Genomic DNA, 18,040 nt, shown 5'->3' with positions numbered 1-18,040 from the left:
CCTTACCACTCACGACCCGTGCGCGGCCGGTGCGCGGCCGGTTGGAGTGCGGCGGGTGTTACCTCCGGCGACGTTGCGCGACATACTGAAGTCATGCCCCGTCCGAAACACGTTCCCGCGAGCGATCTGCGCCTCCCGGACGCGCTGCAGCCGGGGCGGCCCAAGGGTGACCAGCTGCGCGAGATCCTGGAAAGCGTCGCGACCGAAGCCGGGCCCGGGCGGCTGATGCCGTCGGAACGGTTTCTCGCCGAGCACTTCCAGGTGGCGCGCGGCACCGTGCGGCAGGAGGTCAACCGGCTGGTCGCCGACGGCGTCCTCTACCGCCAGCACGGCACCGCCACCTTCACCGCCGAACGGCAGGCCGCGCACATCGACATGCTGACCTCGTTCACCGAGGACATGCAGGCCCGCGGTGTCGTCCCCAAGACCAAGGTCCTGCACGCCGAGGTCGAGAGCGCCGGCCCGCGGATCGCCGGGCGGCTCAACGTGCCGCCGGGTGCGCGGGTGTTCCGGCTGGAACGGCTGCGGTACGTCGAGGACGAGCCGTTCGCCGTCGAGCGCACCAACCTGTCCGTCGACCGGTTCCCGGACATCGAGCTGTTCGACTGGGAGACCCAGTCCCTGCACCGCACGATCGAGGAACGCTGGGGCGTGCGCGCCGAGTGGAACGACACCGCGATCTCCGCGGTGCTGCCCAACAGCAACGACGCCGCCCTGCTCGGCATCGAAGCCACCCAGCCGTGCCTGATCATCGAGGGCACCCTGCACGACCAGAGCGGTGGTGTCATCGAGGCGGGCCGGTCCCTGTACCGGGCCGACCGCTACACGGTCTTCACCCAGGCGCGGCGCAGCCCGGCCTCCTGACCGTCAGCAGCGGGCCTGGTGCGCCCGCAGCACCCGCAGGCAGTGCTCCACCAGCTCGTCCCCGGACTCCGGGCCGAACAGCGTCACGTACGACTCGTAGATCCCGTCGCGGTGACCGTCGGCGTCCGGCAGGTAGCCCAGGTAGCCGTCGGTGTAGCCGATCACGCGCGTGTGGCGGAACGGGCTGCCGCGGCGGATGCGCAGGCCCAGGGACGCGAACAGCTCGAACGGCGTGTGCAGCCACGCGATCTCCCCCAGCGACACCACGCTGACCGGCACCTCGGCGCAGCCGGTGGGCCGTCCGCCCGCCGCCATCGTCGCGAGCATCGCGCAGCCTTCGTAGCGGGTCTGCGCGATCCGGACCGCCGGGTGGTCCTCGCCGTGGCCGGCCAGCTCGCGCTGCCACTCCGCCTCCGCCGCATCACGCAGCTCCACGCTGTTCTCCAGCGACGGCACCTCGCGATAAGGCAGGTGCAGCGTGGACCGGGTCAGCCGGACCGGGCCGCCGGCCGCGGCCGGGGACGACACCGCCGCGAGCGTGCGCGCGATCGACGTCGCCAGGTGGCCGCCGAGCGTGCGGACCTCGGCGTGGTCGCGGCCGCGGCGGACGAACCGGGAGCTGGCGTCGCCCGCCGCGCCCTGCAGGAACGCCGCCACCGGCTGCCCGACCAGGGTGGCCAGCTCGCGGCGGGTCGCCCCCGGCCAGTCCGCCGACCAGGCGAGGTTGTCCGGGCCGAGCACGGTGGGGTGGCTCGCGTAGTCGAACAGCAGCGCGGCCGGGCTGCCGTCGTCGCGGCGCAGTTCGAGCACGCCGAACGACGTGTCGTGCGGCCCGTCGGGGCGGTAGCGGTTGCCGCCGACGGCCTCCGTCTCGCCCGCGTGCCAGCGCGCCCGGACCCGGCCGCGGCAGGCGCGCAGCCGCAGCGCGGCGCCGGTGACCTTCTCCGCCATCCGGCCGACCAGCCCGGCGTCGCGCTGCCCCGGCAGCCCGGGGTGCAGCTGGCCGGTCCAGCCTTCGGGCCCGGAATGCGTGTGCGACGCGCAGACCAGCACCCGGTCCGGGTCGATGTCCACGGCCGCGGCGACCGCGTCGGCCAGGGTGCGGGTCAGCCCGGCGTCGACCGCGAGCGCGTCGAGCGCCACCCACACCACGCCGGGGTCGTCTTCGGTGGACAGCCAGATCAGGGACGCTTCGAGGTCGTCGTGCGTGCCGGTCGCGACGCCGTGCCGGGCCAGGTAGCCGCCGAGCCGGTGCCCGGGTCCCGGCGTGATCCGGACGTCCTGGGCGGCCAGCAGGAGCGCGGCGGTCACCAGGTCGATTCCAGGACGTCGACGACGCCGTCGCGGCCGGCGGCGCGAGCCACCCCGGCGAGCTCGGTGACGTCGTCGGTCGTGTGCAGCAGGACTTCCAGCAGCATCGGCAGGTTCAGCCCGGAGACCAGCTCGATGCGCGGGCCGGGGCCGGCGGCGAGCGCGCGGACGGCGTTGAACGGCGACCCGCCGTGCAGGTCGGCGAGCACGAGCACACCGGTGGCCTGGTGGGCGAGTTCGAGCACCCGGCGGCCGAACTCCTCGGGGCTGTCGCGCGGGCTCAGCTCGCACACCTTCAGCCGCGTCTGCGGGCCGAGGATCATCTCGGCGGCCTCCCCGACGCCGGAGGGCAAGTGGCCGTGACCGGCCAGGATGATCGGAACACTCATGGCGGACCCCCTAACTCTTCGCCGGGGCCGACGGCGCGAACCAGCCGAGCCACCCCAGGACGACCCCGGCGACGACGACGATGCCGATGACCCAGACCGGCCGCAGCCGCGCCTTGACCGTCAGCAGGTAGACCCCGGCCGTGACGAGCACCGGGAGCAGGAACGGCAGCAGCTCGTCGAGCCGGTCCTGGATCGCCACCGCCTGCGTCACCGGCTGCCCCTGGACCGTGGTGGTCTGCCGGTAGGTGAGGGTGGTGACGACCTTGACGATCGACGGGATGAACCCGCCGAGCACGACGAACCCGAGCACGGTCGCCCCCTGGGCGACGCGGGCGAGCGCACCGGCGGCGAGGTGCCCGGCCAGCCGCCTGCCCTCGCGGTAGGCGAACCCGAACTGCCAGCGCCGGATGAGCGCGTAGGGCACGAGCACCATCACCGCGGCGAAGACCGGGCCGAGCCAGTTGCCCTGCAGCGCCCACGACGCGCCCATGGTGAAGACGATGCTGTTGTACAGCGCGAAGACCACGGTGTCGCCGATGCCGGCCAGCGGTCCCATCAGCGCGACCTTGGTGCTCGCCGCCGACTTCGGCGTGCCCGCTTCTTCGAGGGCGACGCTGGAGCCGAGGATCAGCGGGCCGCCGACGAGCACGGAGGTGTTGAAGAACTGCAGGTGCCGCTGCAGGCCGGCGACGTAGTCGGCCTTCTCCGGGTAGAGCCGGCGCAGCACGGGCTCCATCGAGTACGCGAAGCCGAGCGCCTGCATCCGCTCGTAGTTCCAGGAGATCTGGCTGGACCAGAAGTACCGGCGGAACGCGCGGCGCAGGTCCTGTTTCGTCAGCCGCGGGTCGGCGGCGGGCTCTTCGGCTTCGACGGCGGGGACGGCGAGCGCGGGTTCGTCGCGCTTCAGCGTCACGAACAGCATCGCCACCGCCACGCCGACCAGCGCGATCCCGAACACCGGCAGTTTCAGGTAGGCGAACCCGACGAACCCGATGAGCAGCAGGTACCAGTACCGCGACAGCTCCATCATGCCCAGCAGCAGCGCGAAGCCGACCGCCGGCAGCAGCGAGCCGGCGAGCGTCATGCCCTGCACGAACCCGGCCGGGATGCTCGCGGTGATGTCCTTGACCAGCCCGCCGGACGCGGCGAGCGCGGCCAGGAACGTCGGGATCGCGCGCACCGCGACCCACGGGACCAGGCTCACCCAGTGGATCATCGCCAGGCCGCGCGCGTTGCCGTCGGCGGCGTAGCCGTCGGCCCGGTGCACCAGCGCGGTGGTCACCATCTTGCCGACCGGGTCCAGCGCCGAAAGCAGGATCGCCGCGGGCAGCCCGACGCCGATCCCGATCGCGGCCTGCGCGGCCGGCGCACCGGCGGCGCCCGCGGCCAGCGCGGTGCCGACGATCGCGCCGGTCTGGTAGTCCGGGATGGTGGCGCCGCCGTAGGTGTAGACGCCGAGCGCGGCCAGCTCCAGCGTCGCGCCGATCAGCAGGCCGAGCAGGGGGTGGCCGACGATCAGGCCGGCCACCGAGCCGGCGATCAGCGGGCGCTGGGCGTAGATGAGGAACGGCCCGAGGCCGTCGTACGTGCAGTAGATCGCCCAGAGGGTCAGGGCCAACGCGACGAGCATGCGGAGCTAGAGCCCTTTCCGGTCGAGCAACGAGACGAAATCGGCGGGCTTGTCCTGCGGCAGCAGCTGCGTGACCAGCGGGACGCCCGTGGCGGCGAGTTTGCGGTAGGCGTCGGCCTCGTCCGCGGTGACCGCGGCCGAGCGGGTGACCATGGTGCTTTTTTCACCCGGGCGGGGGGCGACGTTGCCGACGTTGACGACCTCGGGCCGCAGCCCGCCCTCGACGAGGCGGAAGACGTCCTCGGGGTGCTTCGCGATGATCATGGTGTCGCCGCCGGGCTCGGCGGCCAGCGTGGCCTCGACGGACAGCACGTCGGTGGGCAGCCCGCGGGCGGCCTGCGGGAGCAGCAGGCACTGGAGCTCGTCGGCGGCGACGTCGTCGTTGCAGACGACCAGCCGGCGGACGCCGAGGCGGCGGGTCCACGCGACGGTGACCTGCCCGTGGATCAGCCGGTTGTCGATCCGGACGTGTGCCCCCGTCATGTTTCTCCTCCCGGACGGCAGGAGACATACTGGTTCGTACCAGTATCTGTGTCAACACTGCCGGTGACCGGCCTTCGCGCGGCCGACGGAAGGACCCCTCAGACCTTCCGTCGGCCCGTGAGCGCGAAGTCTTCCTCTTTTTTCGGCCCGGACCCTCCCATAAAGGTATATACCAGTATGGACGGTCGTGATCGACTGTCAAGACCCTGGCCACGGCGAGATCCGAAAAATTCTCGGGCGGTCGCCCGACCGAAATTCACCGCGAATCGCCCGGGGAAAGTTCACCCACCGGTGTCCGGTCCTGTCAGTGACAGCCGCCGGACCCGTACCTAGTATCCCCATTGGTCTAGACCGCCAGCCGGCGGCCGGCCGGACATTTCCCGGCGGATCCGCGCAACCTGGTCCGGCTGCCGTCGTTAACCGCTTCGTCAGTTCAGGGGAGGAAAGCATGCCGGCCGTCAGATCGAACATCGTCCCGCTCCGGCACGCACGCCCGGGAGTGGTGGCGTACGTGAAGAGCCCGGCCGAGTGGTTCGTCGCGAACAGCGGCTGGATCCAGGGCACCGAGGGCGTGGCGCTGATCGACACCTGCGGCACCGAGCAGGCGACGCTCGAGCTGCTGCGCGACGTCCGCAAGTACGCGGGCGACCAGGAGCTCACGGTCGTCATCACGCACGCGCACGGCGAGCACCACAACGGCCTCGGCGTCGCCCTCCGCGACGGCGGCACCGCGCTGGCCGCCCCCGGCAGCCTCGATCTGGTCAAGGCCGGGCCGCAGACCTACGGCAACGTCTTCACGTACACGAGCTGGGGCGTGCTCGAGCCACCGGAGCCGGAAGCGGTCCGGCCGGTCGCCGGCTGGCACCGGCTCGACCTGGGCGGCGCGGCGGTCGACGTCGTGGCCGTGCCGAGCGTCGCGCACACGGCGGGCGACCTGGTGGTTCACGAGCCGCGCTCGGGCACGCTGTTCACCGGCGACCTGGTGTACATCGGCGACACGCCGCTGGCCGTGCACGGTTCGATCCCCGGCTGGCTCGACGCGCTGGACTGGCTCCAGGACACGTTCCGGCCGCGCACGCTGGTGCCGGGCCACGGCCCGGTGGCGACGCCGGGCCACACGGCCTTCCACGCGATGCGCGTCTACCTGGAGTGGCTGCTGGAGGCGACGACCCGCCAGTCCAACTTCACGAAGCTGGCGAAGCAGGCATCCCTGCGCTGGCCGGGGTGGCGCAACCCGGAGCGCCACATCGGCAACCTGATGCGCGCGTACGCCGACCAGCACGGCCGCAAACTGGACGTCGACCTGGCGATCGACGCGGTCCTCGCCGCCGCGGGCGGCCGCATCGACCTCGATTCACTGCTGGGCGGCGAACCGGTCCGCCAGATCTCCTAGGACCCCGGGCCGCCCAGGCTCTCCAGCAACGTCCGCAGCGTGACGGCCAGTTCTTCGCGCTCGTCCGCGCCCAATGCGGCCAGGATGCGGTGCTCGGTTTCCACGTGGTCGGGCAGCGTCCGGTCGATCAGCTCGCCGCCGGCGTCGGTCAGGGCCACCCGGACCCCGCGGCCGTCGGCCTCGTTCGGTGTGCGCTCGACGAGGCCGCGCGCCTCCAGCTTGTCGAGGCGCTGGGTGATCGCCCCGGACGTCACCATCGCCGAGCGCATCAGCTCCGTCGGGGTCAGCCGGTAGGGCGGCCCGCTGCGGCGCAGGGTGGCGAGGACGTCGAAGGACGCGCGGTCGAGGTCGTGGCGGGCGAACGTGCGGCGCAGCTCCGCGTCGACCAGCGCGCTGAGCCGGGACAGCCGGCCGATCACCGCCATCGGGGACACGTCGAGGTCGGGGCGCTCGGCGTGCCACTGCTCGAGGACCCGGTCCACGTGGTCGGCCATCGGCACAGCGTAACGGATGTCTTAGCGGTAAGTGAGACGGTAGCCTTTTGTCTTAGCACTGAGGTAATCTACCTTAGTGCTAAACAACCGACTCGCCGTCCTCCTGGTCACCGCGCTGGCCCCGGCCATCTGGGGCACCACCTACCTCGTCACCACCGAGTTCCTCCCGCCCGGCCGCCCGCTGCTGGCCGCCGTCGTCCGCGCCCTGCCCGCCGGGCTGCTGCTGGTCGCGCTCACCCGGCGGCTGCCGAAGGGCGACTGGTGGTGGAAGTCGCTGGTGCTCGGCACGCTGAACATCGGCGCCTTCCTCGCGCTGCTGTTCGTCGCCGCCTACCGGCTGCCCGGCGGGGTCGCGGCCACCCTCGGCGCCCTTCAGCCGCTGATCGTCGCCGGCCTGTCCACCGGCCTGCTCGGCGAACGCCTGACCCGCCGGACCGTGCTCGCCGGCGTCGCCGGGGTGGCCGGGGTCAGCCTCCTGGTCCTGCAGTCCACCGCGCGCCTCGACGCGGTCGGCGTCGCCGCCGCGGCCGGCGGCGCGGCCGTGATGGCCACCGGCGTCGTGCTGAGCAAGCGCTGGACGTCCCCCGCGCCCCTGCTGGCCACCACCGGCTGGCAGCTCGTCGCGGGCGGGCTGGTGCTCGTGCCGGTCGCCCTGGCCGTCGAAGGCGCGCCGCCGGCGTCGCTGTCCGGCGCGAACCTCGCGGGCTACGCCTACCTCGGGCTGATCGGTGCCGCGTTCGCCTACGCCCTGTGGTTCCGCGGCATCCGCGCGCTGTCCGCCACGCACGTCACGTTCCTCGGCCTGCTCAGCCCGGTCGTCGCGACGCTGCTCGGCTGGCTCGTGCTCGGCCAGCGGCTGACGCCGTGGCAGCTGTTCGGCGCGGCGATCGTGCTGACCGCCGTCGTGGCCGCGCAGCTGAAGCCGCTGGGCCGGACGGGGGCTGATAAATATCAGCCTTTGACAACCGCCGACCGGGACACCGACGCTGAAATGGTCTGAACAACTTGCGATCATCGGCCTCGACGAGGAGGCGCCCGTGCGCACGAAAACGTCCGTCCGGAACCGGCTGGTGGTACTGGCCGCGGCACTCGCGGTGGCCACCGCGGCCGCCCCCGCCGCCGAGGCGGTCCCGGCGACCATCCCCCTGAAGATCACCAACAACTCCGGGCGCAGCGACGCTGTGTACCTCTACGACCTGGGCACGAACCTGGCGACCGGGCAGCAGGGCTGGGCCGACGCGAACGGCGGGTTCCACGCCTGGCCCGGCGGGGCGGTGCCGCCGATCCCGGCACCCGACGCGTCGATCCCCGGCCCGGCGAACGGCCAGTCGATCACCATCCGGATCCCGAAGTTCTCCGGCCGGATCTACTTCTCCTACGGGCAGAAGCTCGTCTTCAAGCTCGCCACCGGCGGGCTCGTCCAACCGGCCGTCCAGAACCCGTCCGACCCGAACGTCACCATCCTCTTCAACTGGTCCGAGTACACGCTCAACGACGGCGGCCTCTGGATCAACAGCACCCAGGTGGACATGTTCTCCGCGCCGTACGCGGTCGGCGTGCAGCCCACCGGCGGCACCACGAAGAGCACCGGGCACCTGAAACCGGGCGGCTACAACGGTTTCTACTCGTCGCTGCGCAGCCAGCCCGGCGGCTGGGCCAACCTGATCCGCACCCGGTCCGACGGCACGGTCCTGCGCGCGCTGGCGCCCGGCCACGGCATCGAGGCCGGCGCGCTGCCCGCGAACGTGCTGCAGGACTACATCAACCGCGTCTGGACGAAGTACAGCTCGTCCACGCTGACCGTGACGCCGGTGGCGGACCAGCCGAACGTCAAGTACTACGGCCGGGTTTCCGGCAACACCATGAACTTCACCTCCACGTCCGGCGGGTTCGTGACGGCGTTCCAGAAGCCGGATTCCGACAGCGTTTTCGGCTGCTACAAGAACCTCGACGCACCCAACGACGTCCGCGGCCAGATCTCACGCACGCTCTGCGCGGGCTTCAACCGCTCGACGCTGCTGACCAACGCGAACCAGCCGGACACCAGTTCGGCCGCCTTCTACCAGGACGCCGTCACCAACCAGTACGCGCGCAAGATCCACGCGCAGATGGCCGACGGCAAGGCGTACGCGTTCGCCTTCGACGACGTCGGCCACTACGAATCCCTGGTCAACGACGGCAACCCGGCGACGGCCTACCTGACCCTGGACCCGTTCAACTAGAGCTTCACGACGACCGGCGCCACCGGCGTGTCCCCGAGCAGCTCGCCCGGGGGCGCGCCGGTGCGCACGGGCACCGGTACCGCCGTCCCCTTCACCTCCACCACCGGTTGTCCGCACGCGACCAGGTCCACCACCAGCACCACGAGCAGGACGGTCCGCATGACCGCTCACCTCCACCACTCCCACCGGGCACACGACGGCCGCCGGGAAGGCGGTTCAGGTATTTCCCGCGCCTTCACCGGATCGGCTGAGCGGGGGGAACGACGTGAAGGAGTCCCCCGATGGCGTACCGGTCCGAAGGGCCGCTCCTGGTTAGGCTGAGCGGGGCAACCGGAGGTGAAGTGGACACCACGACCCTGCTCGAGGCGGCCGCGCGCGGCGACCAGGCGGCTTGGGACGCCCTCGTCGACCGGTACGCGAGCCTGCTCTGGTCGATCGCCCGTGCCCACCGGCTGTCCGACGCCGACGCGGCCGACGCCGTCCAGACGACGTGGCTCAAGCTCGTCGAGAACCTCGGCCGGATCAAGGACCCGGAACGGCTGCCCGGCTGGCTGGCCACCACGGCCCGGCACGAGTGCCTCCGCCAGATCCGCCGCACCGACCGGGAGCGCCCCGCCGACGACCAGGTCTGGCAGAGCGAGCCGGCCCCCGGCGAGGCCGTCGACGCGGCCCTGCTGCTCGAAGAACGCGACGCCACGCTGTGGCGGGCCGTGGACAAGCTGTCGGACCAGTGCCGCCGGCTGCTGCGGGTGCTCATGGCCACGCCCCCGCCGTCGTACGCGGAGGTGTCGGCCGCCCTCGACATCCCGGTCGGCAGCATCGGCCCGACCCGGCAGCGCTGCCTGGGCCGGCTGCGCGAGCGGGCCGGCCAGGCCGGGCTCGGAACGGAGGACCGGACGTGACCACCGACGACGAGCTCATGGACGTCCTGCGCGCGGCGGCCGGCCGGGCGGACCCGGTGCCGGACCTCGTCCTGCGCCAGGCCCGCGCGGCGCTGACCACCCGCAACCTCGACGCCGAACTGGCGGACCTGGCCTTCGACTCGGACCTGGCGGCGGCCGGCGCGGTCCGCGCGGACGGCGACGACGTCCGCCTGCTGTCGTTCGAGTCGGCGCAGGTGTCGGTGGAGCTGCAGGTGGAGTACGGCGGTGGCCGGGTCGCCCTGCGCGGGTTGATCACCGGGGCCACGGGCGAGGCGGTGATCGAGGTGGCGGGCGAGCGGCACGTCCGCCCGATCGGCGCCGAAGGCTGGTTCACGGCGGCGGGCCTGCCGCGGGGCGCGACCCGGGTGACGGTGACCGCCGCGGACGGCACGACGGTCACCACCGGCTGGGCGAGCCTCTAACTCACGTACGGCACGTCGCTGCTGCCGTTCACGTCGAACACGGTGATCGAGCCGGCGGCCTCGAGCACCTTGCCGGCCGCCTCCCGGGCCGTGACGCCCGGGCCCATCAGCGCGGCGATCTTGCCGGAGAGGATCGCCGCCGAGAACGACGTGCCGCTCCACACCGCGTACCCGTTGAACTTCGGGAGTTCGTCCGGCGGCTGCACCGGGTAGCCGCGGTGGAAGTACGGGCCGACCACGTCGACGCCGTCGGCGTAGGCCGCGATCCACGGCCCGAAGTTGCTGAAGTCCGCGACGACGGGGAGGCGGGTGGCATCGGCCGAGCCGACCGGCAGGACCAGGGCGTGCTTGTCGTCGACCTGCCCGGCGACCGTGGGCGCGAGCTTGATCCCGGCCGGGTAGACCCGCTGCCGCAGCCCCCGGTTCCCGGCGGAGGCGACCACGACCGTGTCCGGGGACAGCCGGCCCAGCGCGGCTTCGATCGCCTTCGGCGGCTGGTCCTCGAAGGTTTCGCCCGAGAACGACAGGTTGATCAGGGTGACGCCCTCCTCGCGCAGGTCGTCGATCGCGTTCGCCACGGCGAGGTCTTCCGCGTCACCGCTCTGCTCGTCGATCACGCCCTTCATCCGGACGCCCACGTCCGGTCCGACCTGCTTCAGCACCACGCCCGCGACGAACGTCCCGTGACCGGCGGACCCGACCGGGTTGCCGTCTTCGCCGCGGACGACCCGGACGGTGTCCTCCGGGTCGTAGCGGACGCGTTTGCCGAGGAATTCGTGCGGCTCGCCGTCCCGGAGCACGATGCCCGTGTCGACGACGCCGACGTGCAGCCGGAGGTGCCCGGCCGCGGGCACCGGGGTCAGGTCGAGGTTGGTCGGCCGCGGGCGCAGGTCGCCCCAGATGATCCGGTCGAGGCCGAAGAGGTGGTTCGGGCCTGCGCGGCCGCCCAGGGTGGCGAGCACCTCGGGCACCGGGCGCGTACCGGTGAAGCGGCGCAGCGGGCCGGAACCCCCGGCCGGGTGGTAGCCGAACGCTGCCAGCCGCGGGCCGAGCGCGGCACAATCGTCGGCATGGACCAGCAGTTCGCCGGCTCGATGGCGGTATCGGGTCATGTGTCCCCCTCCGGGGCCGGTCATGGGTGAACGGGTCGGCAACCCGATCCGCGAGCCCCTCCGTCAGATACTGCGCCGACGGGTACCAATCCGGCCACAGCCACGGCCGGGTGACTTCGCGGCGACGGTTGCCGGGGCCGGCCTGCATTCGGCCGGATGGCTACCCGCCACCGGAAGCGGGCACAACCCGCGATGACCGGGCCCTTGGCGAAGGCCGTCGCCGCCGCGGACCTCGCGTTCACCGCGCCGGCCAAGGCGCGGGCGCTGGCCGAAGCGGCGCTCGCGGAGGCGAACGGCCACGCCGAGGCGGCCGCCGTCGCCGAGCACGCGCTCGGCATCGCCGGGGTCTCCACGGGCCGGCTCGACGACGCCGAAACCCGGCTGCGAGCAGCGGTCCGGCTGGCCGACGGCGCCGGCCTGCGCGAGCGGGCCGCCCAGACGCGCGGGGTCCTCGGGTACGTGCTGACGCTGACCGGCCGCACGGCCGAGGCGTTGCGCGAACTGGACCGCGCGATGCCCGAGCTGACCGGGCCGGCGGCGGCGCGGCTGCGGATGCAGCGGGCCGTCGTGCTCACCGAAATCAGCCGGTTCGGTGACGCCGCCGCGGAGTTCGCGGCCGCGCTCGCCGCGTTGCGCGCGGCGGGCGGGGACGCCCTGATCGAGGCCACCATCCGCACCAACCGCAGCATCGTGCTGGCCCGGCTGGGCGACTGGCGGGGCGCCGAGGACGACCTGCGCCGCGCCGAGGCCGGCTTCGCCGTGACCGGCCACATCGGACGGACGGCGATGGTGTGGCAGAACCGCGGGCTCGCCGCCACCGTCCGCGGCGACGTCCCGGCCGCGCTCACCGCCTACGACGAAGCCGCGGCGCGCTACCACGAGGCCGGGACCGACCCGGGCCTGCTGCCGATCGAACGCGCCGAGACGCTGCTGTCGGTCCGCCTGATCGCCGAAGCGCGCGAAGCCGCTACGGACGCCGTCTCGGAGTACGAACGCCGGCGCAACGCTGTCGACCTCGTCCAGGCGCGGCTGGTGCTGGCGAAGGTGGCGCTGCTCGACGGCGACCCCGGGACGGCGTTGCGCGAAGCGACACTGGCCCAGCGGTCCGCGGCCCGGCAGCGCCGTCCGGGCTGGGCCGCGCTCGGCGGTTACCTGGCCTTGCGCGCCCGGCGTGACAGCGGGCTCCGGACGACGGCGATGCTCCGCTTCGGACAGCGCACGGTCACGGCGCTCACCGACGCGGGCTGGGTGGTCGCGGCCCTGGACGCGCGGCTGATCGTCGCGACGCTGGCCCTGGAACTGGGCCGGCCGGCGGTCGCGGAGGCGGAGCTGACGGCCGTCGGCCGGGCCGGTCGCGGAGGCCCGGCCGAGCTGCGCGCCCGGGCCTGGCACGCGACGGCGTTGCTGCGGCTGGTCCATGGCGACCGCCGGGGCGCGGACGCCGCGGTGCGCGCCGGCGTCCGGGTGATCGACCGGTTCCGGGCCGGGCTCGGGGCGAGCGAACTGCGGGCCCACGCGTCCGGGCACGCGAGCGAGCTGACCGGGCTCGGGCTGCGGCTCGCCGTCGAACGCGGGCACCCGGAAGCGGTGCTGCGCTGGGCGGAGCTGCGGCACGCCGGCGCGTTGCGGCTGCGGCCGGCCCGGCCGCCGGACGACGAGGGCCTGGCCGCGGACCTCGCCGCGGTGCGCCAGATCGCCGTCGACCTCGCGGCCGGCCCCGGCCGGGCCCCGGCCCTGCTGCGCCGCCAGGCCCGGCTGGAGAAGGCGGTGCGCGACCGCGCCCGGCACGCCCCCGGGGTGTCCACATCGGACACCCCGATCCCGGGCCGCGCGGAGCTGGCGGCGGCGCTGGGCCCGGCGACGCTGGTCGAGTACTTGGAGCTGGCCGGCCGGCTGTCCGCGCTCGTCGTCACCGGCGGCCGGCTGCGGCGCTGCGAACTCGGGCCGGTGGCCGAGGCCGCGGAACGCCTGGACGAGCTGCGGTTCGCGCTGCGGCGCTCGGCGTTCGGCCTCGGCTCGTCCGGCGAGCTGGCCGCCCGGACGGCCCGCCGCCTCGACGACCTCCTGCTCGCCCCGCTCCCGCTCGGCGACGGTCCGCTGGTGATCGTCCCGACCGGGCGGCTGCACGAGCTGCCGTGGCCGGCGCTGCCGGGCTGCCGGGGACGTCCGGTGTCGCTGGCGCCGTCGGCGGCGCTGTGGCACCGCGCGGCGACCGCGCCGGGGGGTGCCGGCGGCGACCACGTCGTCGTGGCCGGTCCCGGGCTGCCGCACGCCGCCGCGGAGGTGGCCGCGCTGGCCCGCCGCTACCCGGGCGCCCGGCGGTTGACCGGCCGCACCGCGCGGGTCGAGCCGGTGCTCGCCGCCCTCGACGGCGCGGCCCTCGGCCACATCGCGGCGCACGGGGTGTTCCGCACGGACAACCCGCTGTTCTCGGCGCTGCGGCTCGCCGACGGCCCGCTGACGGTGTACGACCTGGAACGCCTGGCCCGCCCGCCGCGCCAGGTGGTGCTGTCGGGCTGCGACTCGGGCCGGTCGGCGATCCACGCGGGCGACGAGCTGCTGGGCCTGGCCTCGGCCCTGCTCGCCCTGGGCACGACGAGCCTGGTGGCCACGGTCCTCCCGATCCCCGACGACGCCGGGCGCGCCCTGATGCTCCGCCACCACCGCCACCTGGCCTCGGGCCTCACCCCGGCCGCGGCCCTGGCCCGCGCCCAGTCAGACCTCCCGGACTCCCCCGCCGCCACCAGCTACGTCTGCTACGGCGCCGGCTGACCCCGTGCACAAAGAGGCATCACCCGTGATGCCCCTGCAGTCACGGGTGATGCCTCTTCAATCACGGGTGATGCCCGCTGGATCACGGCGGGCGAGCGTGGGACGGGTCATCATGGAGGGGTGCGGGTCACGGCTTGGTGGCGCGGGATCAGCCCGCGGCGGCGGTTGATGCTGAGCAGCGTCGCCGCGGTCCTCGCCGTGGTCGTCGTCGCCGGGTTCGTCGTCACCTCGGGGGCGAAGGCCGCGCCGGAAACCGGGGTTCCGGACCAGGACAAGCCCGGTCCCGTGCTGCTCGTGCCCGGCTACGGCGGCGGGCGGGACGCCCTGGAGACCCTCGCCGAGCGGATCCGGCAGGCCACCGGCCGCCCCGCCGAGGTGCTCACCCTGGCCGGCGACGGCACCGGTGACCTCGTCGAACAGGCCGGCGTCCTGGCCGAAGCCGTCGAGAAGGCCTACGAACAGGGCGCGCCTTCGGTCGACGTCGTCGGGTACTCCGCGGGCGGTGTCGTCGCCCGGTTGTGGGTCAGCCGGGAAAACGGCAAGCACCAGGCCCGCCGGGTCGTGACGCTCGGTGCGCCGATGCACGGCACCGGCCTGGCCGCGGCGGGCGGCGCGCTCGTCCCCGGCGGCTGCCCCACCGCGTGCGTGCAGCTCGCGCCGGGCAGCAGCCTGCTGCAGGAGCTGGCCAAGCAGCCGGTCCCGCCGACCCTGCCGTGGCTTTCGCTCTGGACCGAGCGGGACGAGACGGTGACCCCGCCGGAGTCGGCCCGGCTCGACGGCGCCGTCAACGTCTCGCTCCAGCAGGTCTGCCCCGGCAACACCGCCGCCCACGGCGACCTGCCGACCGATCCCGCCGTCACCGAAATCGTCCTGCAGGCCCTCGGCACCACCCCGCTCGAACCGCCCGCGGAGTGCCTCAGCTCGTGACGTCCTTGGTCGCGAAGTTCGCCCACGCCGCCCCGAAGAACACCACGATGTAGCCGGCCTGCAGCAGCAGCCCGTGGTCGATGTTGCGCCACAGAACCGGGTCGCGGAAGAAGTCGATCCACGACAGCCAGTAGTGCGTCGGCAGGTAGGGCTTCACGGACGCGGCCGCGTCCAGCGTCTCCAGCACCGAGCTGATGATCAGCGCGGCCAGCCCGCCCAGCGCGGCTCCCAGCGCCGAGTCCGTGACCGTCGACAAGAAAACGGTGATGGCGGCGAACCCCAGCATCGACACCACGATGTAGGTCACCGCACCGAGCAGCCGCAGGCCGAGCGCGGACGAACTGAGCGACTGCCCCGACAACGACGTCACCCCGGCCGGCTGGCCGCCCGGGCCCGCGACGCCCGGGGTGCCGCCGGTGCCGAACAGGAACACCCCGAGCACCAACGACGTCAGCACGACGATGACGATCGCCGCGGTCACGTACACGGCCAGTGCCACCATTTTCGCGCCCAGCAACCGCGTCCGGCCGACCGGGCGCACCAGCAGGTACCGCAGCGTCCCGCCGGAGGCCTCCCCCGCGATCGCGTCGCCCGCGACCACCGCGACCGCGATCGGCAGGAACAGCGGCAGCACCAGGGCGAGCGCGGCCGCCGGGAACAGCGCGCCGTCGTTCACCACCGCCGACAGGAACGCGCCGCCCTGCCCGGGCGGCGGCGCGAAATCGGCCGTGGCCAGGAAGACGCCGACGATGGCCGGCAGCAGGCACAGCAGCAGCACGCTCACCCAGATCCGCGGCCGCAGCGCGAGCTTCCGCAGTTCGACGCCGATCATCCGGCCGCCCCGAACCGGTCCGAGCCCGGACCCGTCACGTCGAGCACGACCTGTTCCAGCGTCCGCTGCTCGGCGTGGATGGACGTCACGCGCACGCCCGCCTCGACGAGCAGGGCGTTCAGCGCCGCCGGGTCGTCGTGCCGGATGACGAGCCGCTCGCCGTCGCGGGCTTCGAGCTGCCCGTCGAGGACCGCGGCCGCCGCGGCGGGGTCCGGCGTGCCGACCAGGATCCGGCCGGTGGCCGCCCGCAGCGTGGCCAGGTCCTCTTCCAGCACCAGCCGGCCCCGGTCGACGACGCCGACGCGCGTGCACAGCTGCTCCACCTCGGCCAGCAGGTGGCTGGAGAGGAACACCGTTGTGCCGCCCGCGTTCAGCGCCACCAGCAGCTCCCGGATCTCCTTGATGCCCTGCGGGTCCAGCCCGTTCGTCGGCTCGTCGAGGATGAGCAGCCGCGGCCGCCGCAGCAGCGCGCCGGCGAGCCCGAGCCGTTGCCGCATCCCGAGCGAGTACGCCTTCACCGGCCGCTGGTCGACCCCGCCCAGCCCGACCTGTTCGAGGGCCTCGCCGACCCGACGCCGGCGCGTGCGACGGCCACCACCGCGCCCGGCGGCGTCGAGCAGCGCGAGGTTCCGCCGCCCGGACAGGTGCGGGTACGCGGCCGGCCCTTCGACGAGCGCGCCGACCTCGGGCAGCACCTCGGCGACCCGCTTCGGCACGGGTTTGCCGAGCACCTCGATCTCCCCGGCCGTCGCGTAGACGAGGCCGAGCAGCATCCGGACCAGGGTGGTCTTGCCCGAGCCGTTGGGCCCGAGGAAGCCGTAGCGGTCACCCTCGCGCACCTCGAGGTCGACCGCGTCGACGGCCACCGTGCGCCCGTACCGCTTGGTCAGCGCGCGCGTGACGATCACGGCCCGCTCCGGCGCAGCCGCGAAAGTTCGTCCGCCACGGACTTCAGCACGGCCGGCGTCACGGTCCCGGCCAGCAGGTAGGAGCGGCGCGAGACGGACGACCGCACGATACCCAGCGACAGCGGAGTGATCGACAGCTGCACAACGCTCCCGGCGGCCAGCCTCGCCTGCACCGCACCGGCCTTCCCGGCGGCCTCGCCGGCGGCGTTGGCCACGGTCCGCGGCACGGCGATCACGGCGAAGGAGGCCAGCCCGGCACCGTACAGCGCGGTCCCTTGAACGCCCCCGAAGTCCGACGACGTCACCGAACGCCCGGCCAGCCGCGCCGGCAGCGGCACCTGGCTGTACGCCCCGAGCGTGTCGGCGACATCCGGAGCGCTGGCCACGGTGAACCCGGACCCGAGCACGGGCCGAGGCGCCTCGACGACCGGCGTGGCCTGCTCGAGCTGCTGGAACTCACTGACGAGGATCGGCGACCCCTGCCCACGCGCGGTGAGTTCGACCCGCACGGCCACCCCGGTCACCGGATCCGCCCAGACGTCCACGCGTCCGATGGTCGTGTCGGGATCGGCGGGCACGAGCCGAAACCCGGCCGCGGCAACACCGGCGACGTTCCGCCCGGGCAGCGAGCTCACGGGATCACCGTGAGCAGCCCCCAGAATCCGCCGCGCAAGCTCGGGCGGCAACAGGTCCCCACCCCGCGGCAACCGGACACCGGGATCACCGATCAGCTCGGTGAGCGTGTTGTCCCCGTAGTCCCAGGTGTATTCCCCATCGGGCAGCCGGTAGACATCATGTTCCCCAGCGGTCCCGAGAATATCGACCCGATACCGATCAGGCCCGGCGTACCAGACCCGCATCGGCGTCCGCATCGAGAAGAGCGCGGTGACGGCCCCGAGGTTCGGCAGTTCCGGAAGCGCCAGCGACCCGGCGCTTTCGGCGTAACCCTGATAGGGCCGTCCGGCGGAACCGAGGACAAGATCACGCAACCGGACAGGATCAACAGCAGCACCGGCGGGGGCAAGGGCAGCAACGACAGAGGGAGCGGAGACGAGAAGCGCGGCAAGAACGGCAACGACCGCCCACCGGCGCCGCTTTTCCCACCGCGCAGGCGAGGGTGTCATCCGGCATCACCTCTTCCCTCAGTTGTACGCCATGGCCCTGCGGCCGGCGTTTCACCCGACGCGGACAGGCAGCCGGCAGCGGCAGCTGACCGGACCGCCCCCGCACGAACCCGACAGCCGGCAACGCAAGGCAACCAACGACGTCACCAGACCTCCCCCGCCCCTCATCCCAGCCATCCCTTCAGGCGGCGGTCGGGTTTGTCAAGGCATCTTTCCCGCCTTGACAAACCCGAC

General features: G+C 73.4%; 18 protein-coding genes. 8 read left to right on the top strand and 10 right to left on the bottom strand.

Going from position 1 to position 18,040, the window contains the following annotated elements:
- Window positions 1-93 precede the first annotated feature (93 nt).
- Complete coding sequence (locus ABZW17_RS27995; protein WP_354820444.1) at window positions 94-864, top strand: GntR family transcriptional regulator; 771 nt, start codon at window positions 94-96, stop codon at window positions 862-864.
- 3 nt (window positions 865-867) lie between these two features.
- Here the strand turns inward: ABZW17_RS27995 and ABZW17_RS27990 are convergent, their stop codons facing one another.
- From ABZW17_RS27990 to ABZW17_RS27975, 4 genes are read right to left on the bottom strand one after another with little or no spacing between them, the layout of a single operon-like run.
- Window positions 868-2,175: a hypothetical protein gene (locus ABZW17_RS27990; RefSeq protein ID WP_354820442.1), complete on the bottom strand. Its 1,308-nt coding sequence runs from the start codon at window positions 2,173-2,175 to the stop codon at window positions 868-870.
- Window positions 2,172-2,564, bottom strand: a complete 393-nt coding sequence (locus tag ABZW17_RS27985) for a PTS mannose transporter subunit IIAB (RefSeq protein ID WP_354820439.1) — start codon at window positions 2,562-2,564, stop codon at window positions 2,172-2,174. Before ABZW17_RS27985 ends, ABZW17_RS27990 begins: the two co-directional genes overlap by 4 nt.
- Before the next feature lie 10 nt (window positions 2,565-2,574).
- Complete coding sequence (locus tag ABZW17_RS27980) at window positions 2,575-4,194, bottom strand: PTS system mannose/fructose/sorbose family transporter subunit IID (RefSeq protein WP_354820436.1); 1,620 nt, start codon at window positions 4,192-4,194, stop codon at window positions 2,575-2,577.
- A 6-nt stretch (window positions 4,195-4,200) separates the two neighbouring features.
- The gene (locus ABZW17_RS27975) at window positions 4,201-4,677 is read right to left on the bottom strand and encodes a PTS sugar transporter subunit IIB (protein ID WP_354820433.1); all 477 of its coding nucleotides are present in this window, start codon (window positions 4,675-4,677) and stop codon (window positions 4,201-4,203) included.
- Window positions 4,678-5,125: 448 nt separating this feature from the next.
- On the opposite strand from ABZW17_RS27975, the gene ABZW17_RS27970 reads away from it, so the two are divergent.
- Window positions 5,126-6,070, top strand: coding sequence for an MBL fold metallo-hydrolase (locus ABZW17_RS27970; RefSeq protein WP_354820430.1), 945 nt, complete (start codon window positions 5,126-5,128; stop codon window positions 6,068-6,070).
- Here ABZW17_RS27970 and ABZW17_RS27965 read toward each other — a convergent pair.
- Window positions 6,067-6,564, bottom strand: coding sequence for a MarR family transcriptional regulator (locus tag ABZW17_RS27965; protein ID WP_354820427.1), 498 nt, complete (start codon window positions 6,562-6,564; stop codon window positions 6,067-6,069). The genes ABZW17_RS27970 and ABZW17_RS27965 overlap by 4 nt on opposite strands.
- Window positions 6,565-6,640: 76 nt before the next feature.
- Between ABZW17_RS27965 and ABZW17_RS27960 the strand changes: the two genes are divergently transcribed.
- Together ABZW17_RS27960 and ABZW17_RS27955 are read left to right on the top strand one after the other, a co-directional pair.
- A complete protein-coding gene (locus ABZW17_RS27960) occupies window positions 6,641-7,564 on the top strand; it encodes an EamA family transporter (protein ID WP_354820424.1) in 924 nt (307 codons plus the stop codon).
- Window positions 7,565-7,601: 37 nt separating this feature from the next.
- Window positions 7,602-8,786: a glycoside hydrolase family 64 protein gene (locus tag ABZW17_RS27955; protein WP_354820421.1), complete on the top strand. Its 1,185-nt coding sequence runs from the start codon at window positions 7,602-7,604 to the stop codon at window positions 8,784-8,786.
- Here ABZW17_RS27955 and ABZW17_RS27950 read toward each other — a convergent pair.
- Window positions 8,783-8,947, bottom strand: a complete 165-nt coding sequence (locus ABZW17_RS27950) for a hypothetical protein (RefSeq protein WP_354820418.1) — start codon at window positions 8,945-8,947, stop codon at window positions 8,783-8,785. The genes ABZW17_RS27955 and ABZW17_RS27950 overlap by 4 nt on opposite strands.
- 180 nt (window positions 8,948-9,127) lie before the next feature.
- Here ABZW17_RS27950 and ABZW17_RS27945 point away from each other — a divergent pair, with 180 nt between their 5' ends.
- Both ABZW17_RS27945 and ABZW17_RS27940 read left to right on the top strand, forming a co-directional pair.
- Window positions 9,128-9,688, top strand: a complete 561-nt coding sequence (locus tag ABZW17_RS27945) for a sigma-70 family RNA polymerase sigma factor (RefSeq protein ID WP_354820415.1) — start codon at window positions 9,128-9,130, stop codon at window positions 9,686-9,688.
- On the top strand, window positions 9,685-10,131 hold the full coding sequence (locus ABZW17_RS27940; protein ID WP_354820412.1) for a hypothetical protein: 447 nt from the start codon (window positions 9,685-9,687) through the stop codon (window positions 10,129-10,131). Before ABZW17_RS27945 ends, ABZW17_RS27940 begins: the two co-directional genes overlap by 4 nt.
- On the opposite strand, the gene ABZW17_RS27935 is transcribed toward ABZW17_RS27940, so the two are convergent.
- Entirely contained in the window at window positions 10,128-11,243 is a 1,116-nt protein-coding gene (locus ABZW17_RS27935) for a S8/S53 family peptidase (protein WP_354820409.1), read from the bottom strand. The genes ABZW17_RS27940 and ABZW17_RS27935 overlap by 4 nt on opposite strands.
- A 156-nt stretch (window positions 11,244-11,399) precedes the next feature.
- Between ABZW17_RS27935 and ABZW17_RS27930 the strand changes: the two genes are divergently transcribed.
- A complete protein-coding gene (locus ABZW17_RS27930) occupies window positions 11,400-14,015 on the top strand; it encodes a CHAT domain-containing protein (RefSeq protein WP_354820406.1) in 2,616 nt (871 codons plus the stop codon).
- A gap of 120 nt (window positions 14,016-14,135) precedes the next feature.
- A complete protein-coding gene (locus ABZW17_RS27925; RefSeq protein WP_354820403.1) occupies window positions 14,136-14,942 on the top strand; it encodes a lipase in 807 nt (268 codons plus the stop codon).
- Here the strand turns inward: ABZW17_RS27925 and ABZW17_RS27920 are convergent.
- Genes ABZW17_RS27920 through ABZW17_RS27910 form a run of 3 tightly spaced genes read right to left on the bottom strand, consistent with a single transcriptional unit; the run spans window position 14,932 to window position 17,806 of the window.
- Window positions 14,932-15,774 carry an ABC transporter permease gene (locus ABZW17_RS27920; RefSeq protein ID WP_354820400.1) on the bottom strand — a complete coding sequence of 281 codons (843 nt, stop codon included), beginning with the start codon at window positions 15,772-15,774 and terminating at the stop codon, window positions 14,932-14,934. The genes ABZW17_RS27925 and ABZW17_RS27920 overlap by 11 nt on opposite strands.
- Window positions 15,771-16,682 (bottom strand): ABC transporter ATP-binding protein, encoded by a 912-nt coding sequence (locus ABZW17_RS27915; RefSeq protein WP_354820397.1) that lies wholly within the window; start codon window positions 16,680-16,682, stop codon window positions 15,771-15,773. The genes ABZW17_RS27920 and ABZW17_RS27915 overlap by 4 nt, the downstream gene beginning before the upstream one ends.
- Window positions 16,679-17,806, bottom strand: coding sequence for a hypothetical protein (locus tag ABZW17_RS27910; RefSeq protein WP_354820394.1), 1,128 nt, complete (start codon window positions 17,804-17,806; stop codon window positions 16,679-16,681). Before ABZW17_RS27910 ends, ABZW17_RS27915 begins: the two co-directional genes overlap by 4 nt.
- Window positions 17,807-18,040 lie beyond the last annotated feature (234 nt).

This window comes from Amycolatopsis sp. NPDC004625 (assembly GCF_040609695.1).
Lineage (GTDB): Bacteria > Actinomycetota > Actinomycetes > Mycobacteriales > Pseudonocardiaceae > Amycolatopsis.
This window is presented reverse-complemented; position numbering and strand designations above follow the sequence as displayed.

What these genes read in the sequence shown, in the direction of transcription:
- ABZW17_RS27995 (WP_354820444.1), top strand. Translation starts at nt 94, where the DNA reads ATGCCCCGTCCGAAACACGTTCCCGCGAGCGATCTGCGCCTCCCGGAC.
- ABZW17_RS27975 (WP_354820433.1), bottom strand. Translation starts at nt 4,677, where the DNA reads ATGACGGGGGCACACGTCCGGATCGACAACCGGCTGATCCACGGGCAG.
- ABZW17_RS27965 (WP_354820427.1), bottom strand. Translation starts at nt 6,564, where the DNA reads ATGGCCGACCACGTGGACCGGGTCCTCGAGCAGTGGCACGCCGAGCGC.
- ABZW17_RS27930 (WP_354820406.1), top strand. Translation starts at nt 11,400, where the DNA reads ATGGCTACCCGCCACCGGAAGCGGGCACAACCCGCGATGACCGGGCCC.
- ABZW17_RS27970 (WP_354820430.1), top strand. Translation starts at nt 5,126, where the DNA reads ATGCCGGCCGTCAGATCGAACATCGTCCCGCTCCGGCACGCACGCCCG.
- ABZW17_RS27980 (WP_354820436.1), bottom strand. Translation starts at nt 4,194, where the DNA reads ATGCTCGTCGCGTTGGCCCTGACCCTCTGGGCGATCTACTGCACGTAC.
- ABZW17_RS27910 (WP_354820394.1), bottom strand. Translation starts at nt 17,806, where the DNA reads ATGACACCCTCGCCTGCGCGGTGGGAAAAGCGGCGCCGGTGGGCGGTC.
- ABZW17_RS27920 (WP_354820400.1), bottom strand. Translation starts at nt 15,774, where the DNA reads ATGATCGGCGTCGAACTGCGGAAGCTCGCGCTGCGGCCGCGGATCTGG.
- ABZW17_RS27985 (WP_354820439.1), bottom strand. Translation starts at nt 2,564, where the DNA reads ATGAGTGTTCCGATCATCCTGGCCGGTCACGGCCACTTGCCCTCCGGC.
- ABZW17_RS27950 (WP_354820418.1), bottom strand. Translation starts at nt 8,947, where the DNA reads ATGCGGACCGTCCTGCTCGTGGTGCTGGTGGTGGACCTGGTCGCGTGC.
- ABZW17_RS27935 (WP_354820409.1), bottom strand. Translation starts at nt 11,243, where the DNA reads ATGACCCGATACCGCCATCGAGCCGGCGAACTGCTGGTCCATGCCGAC.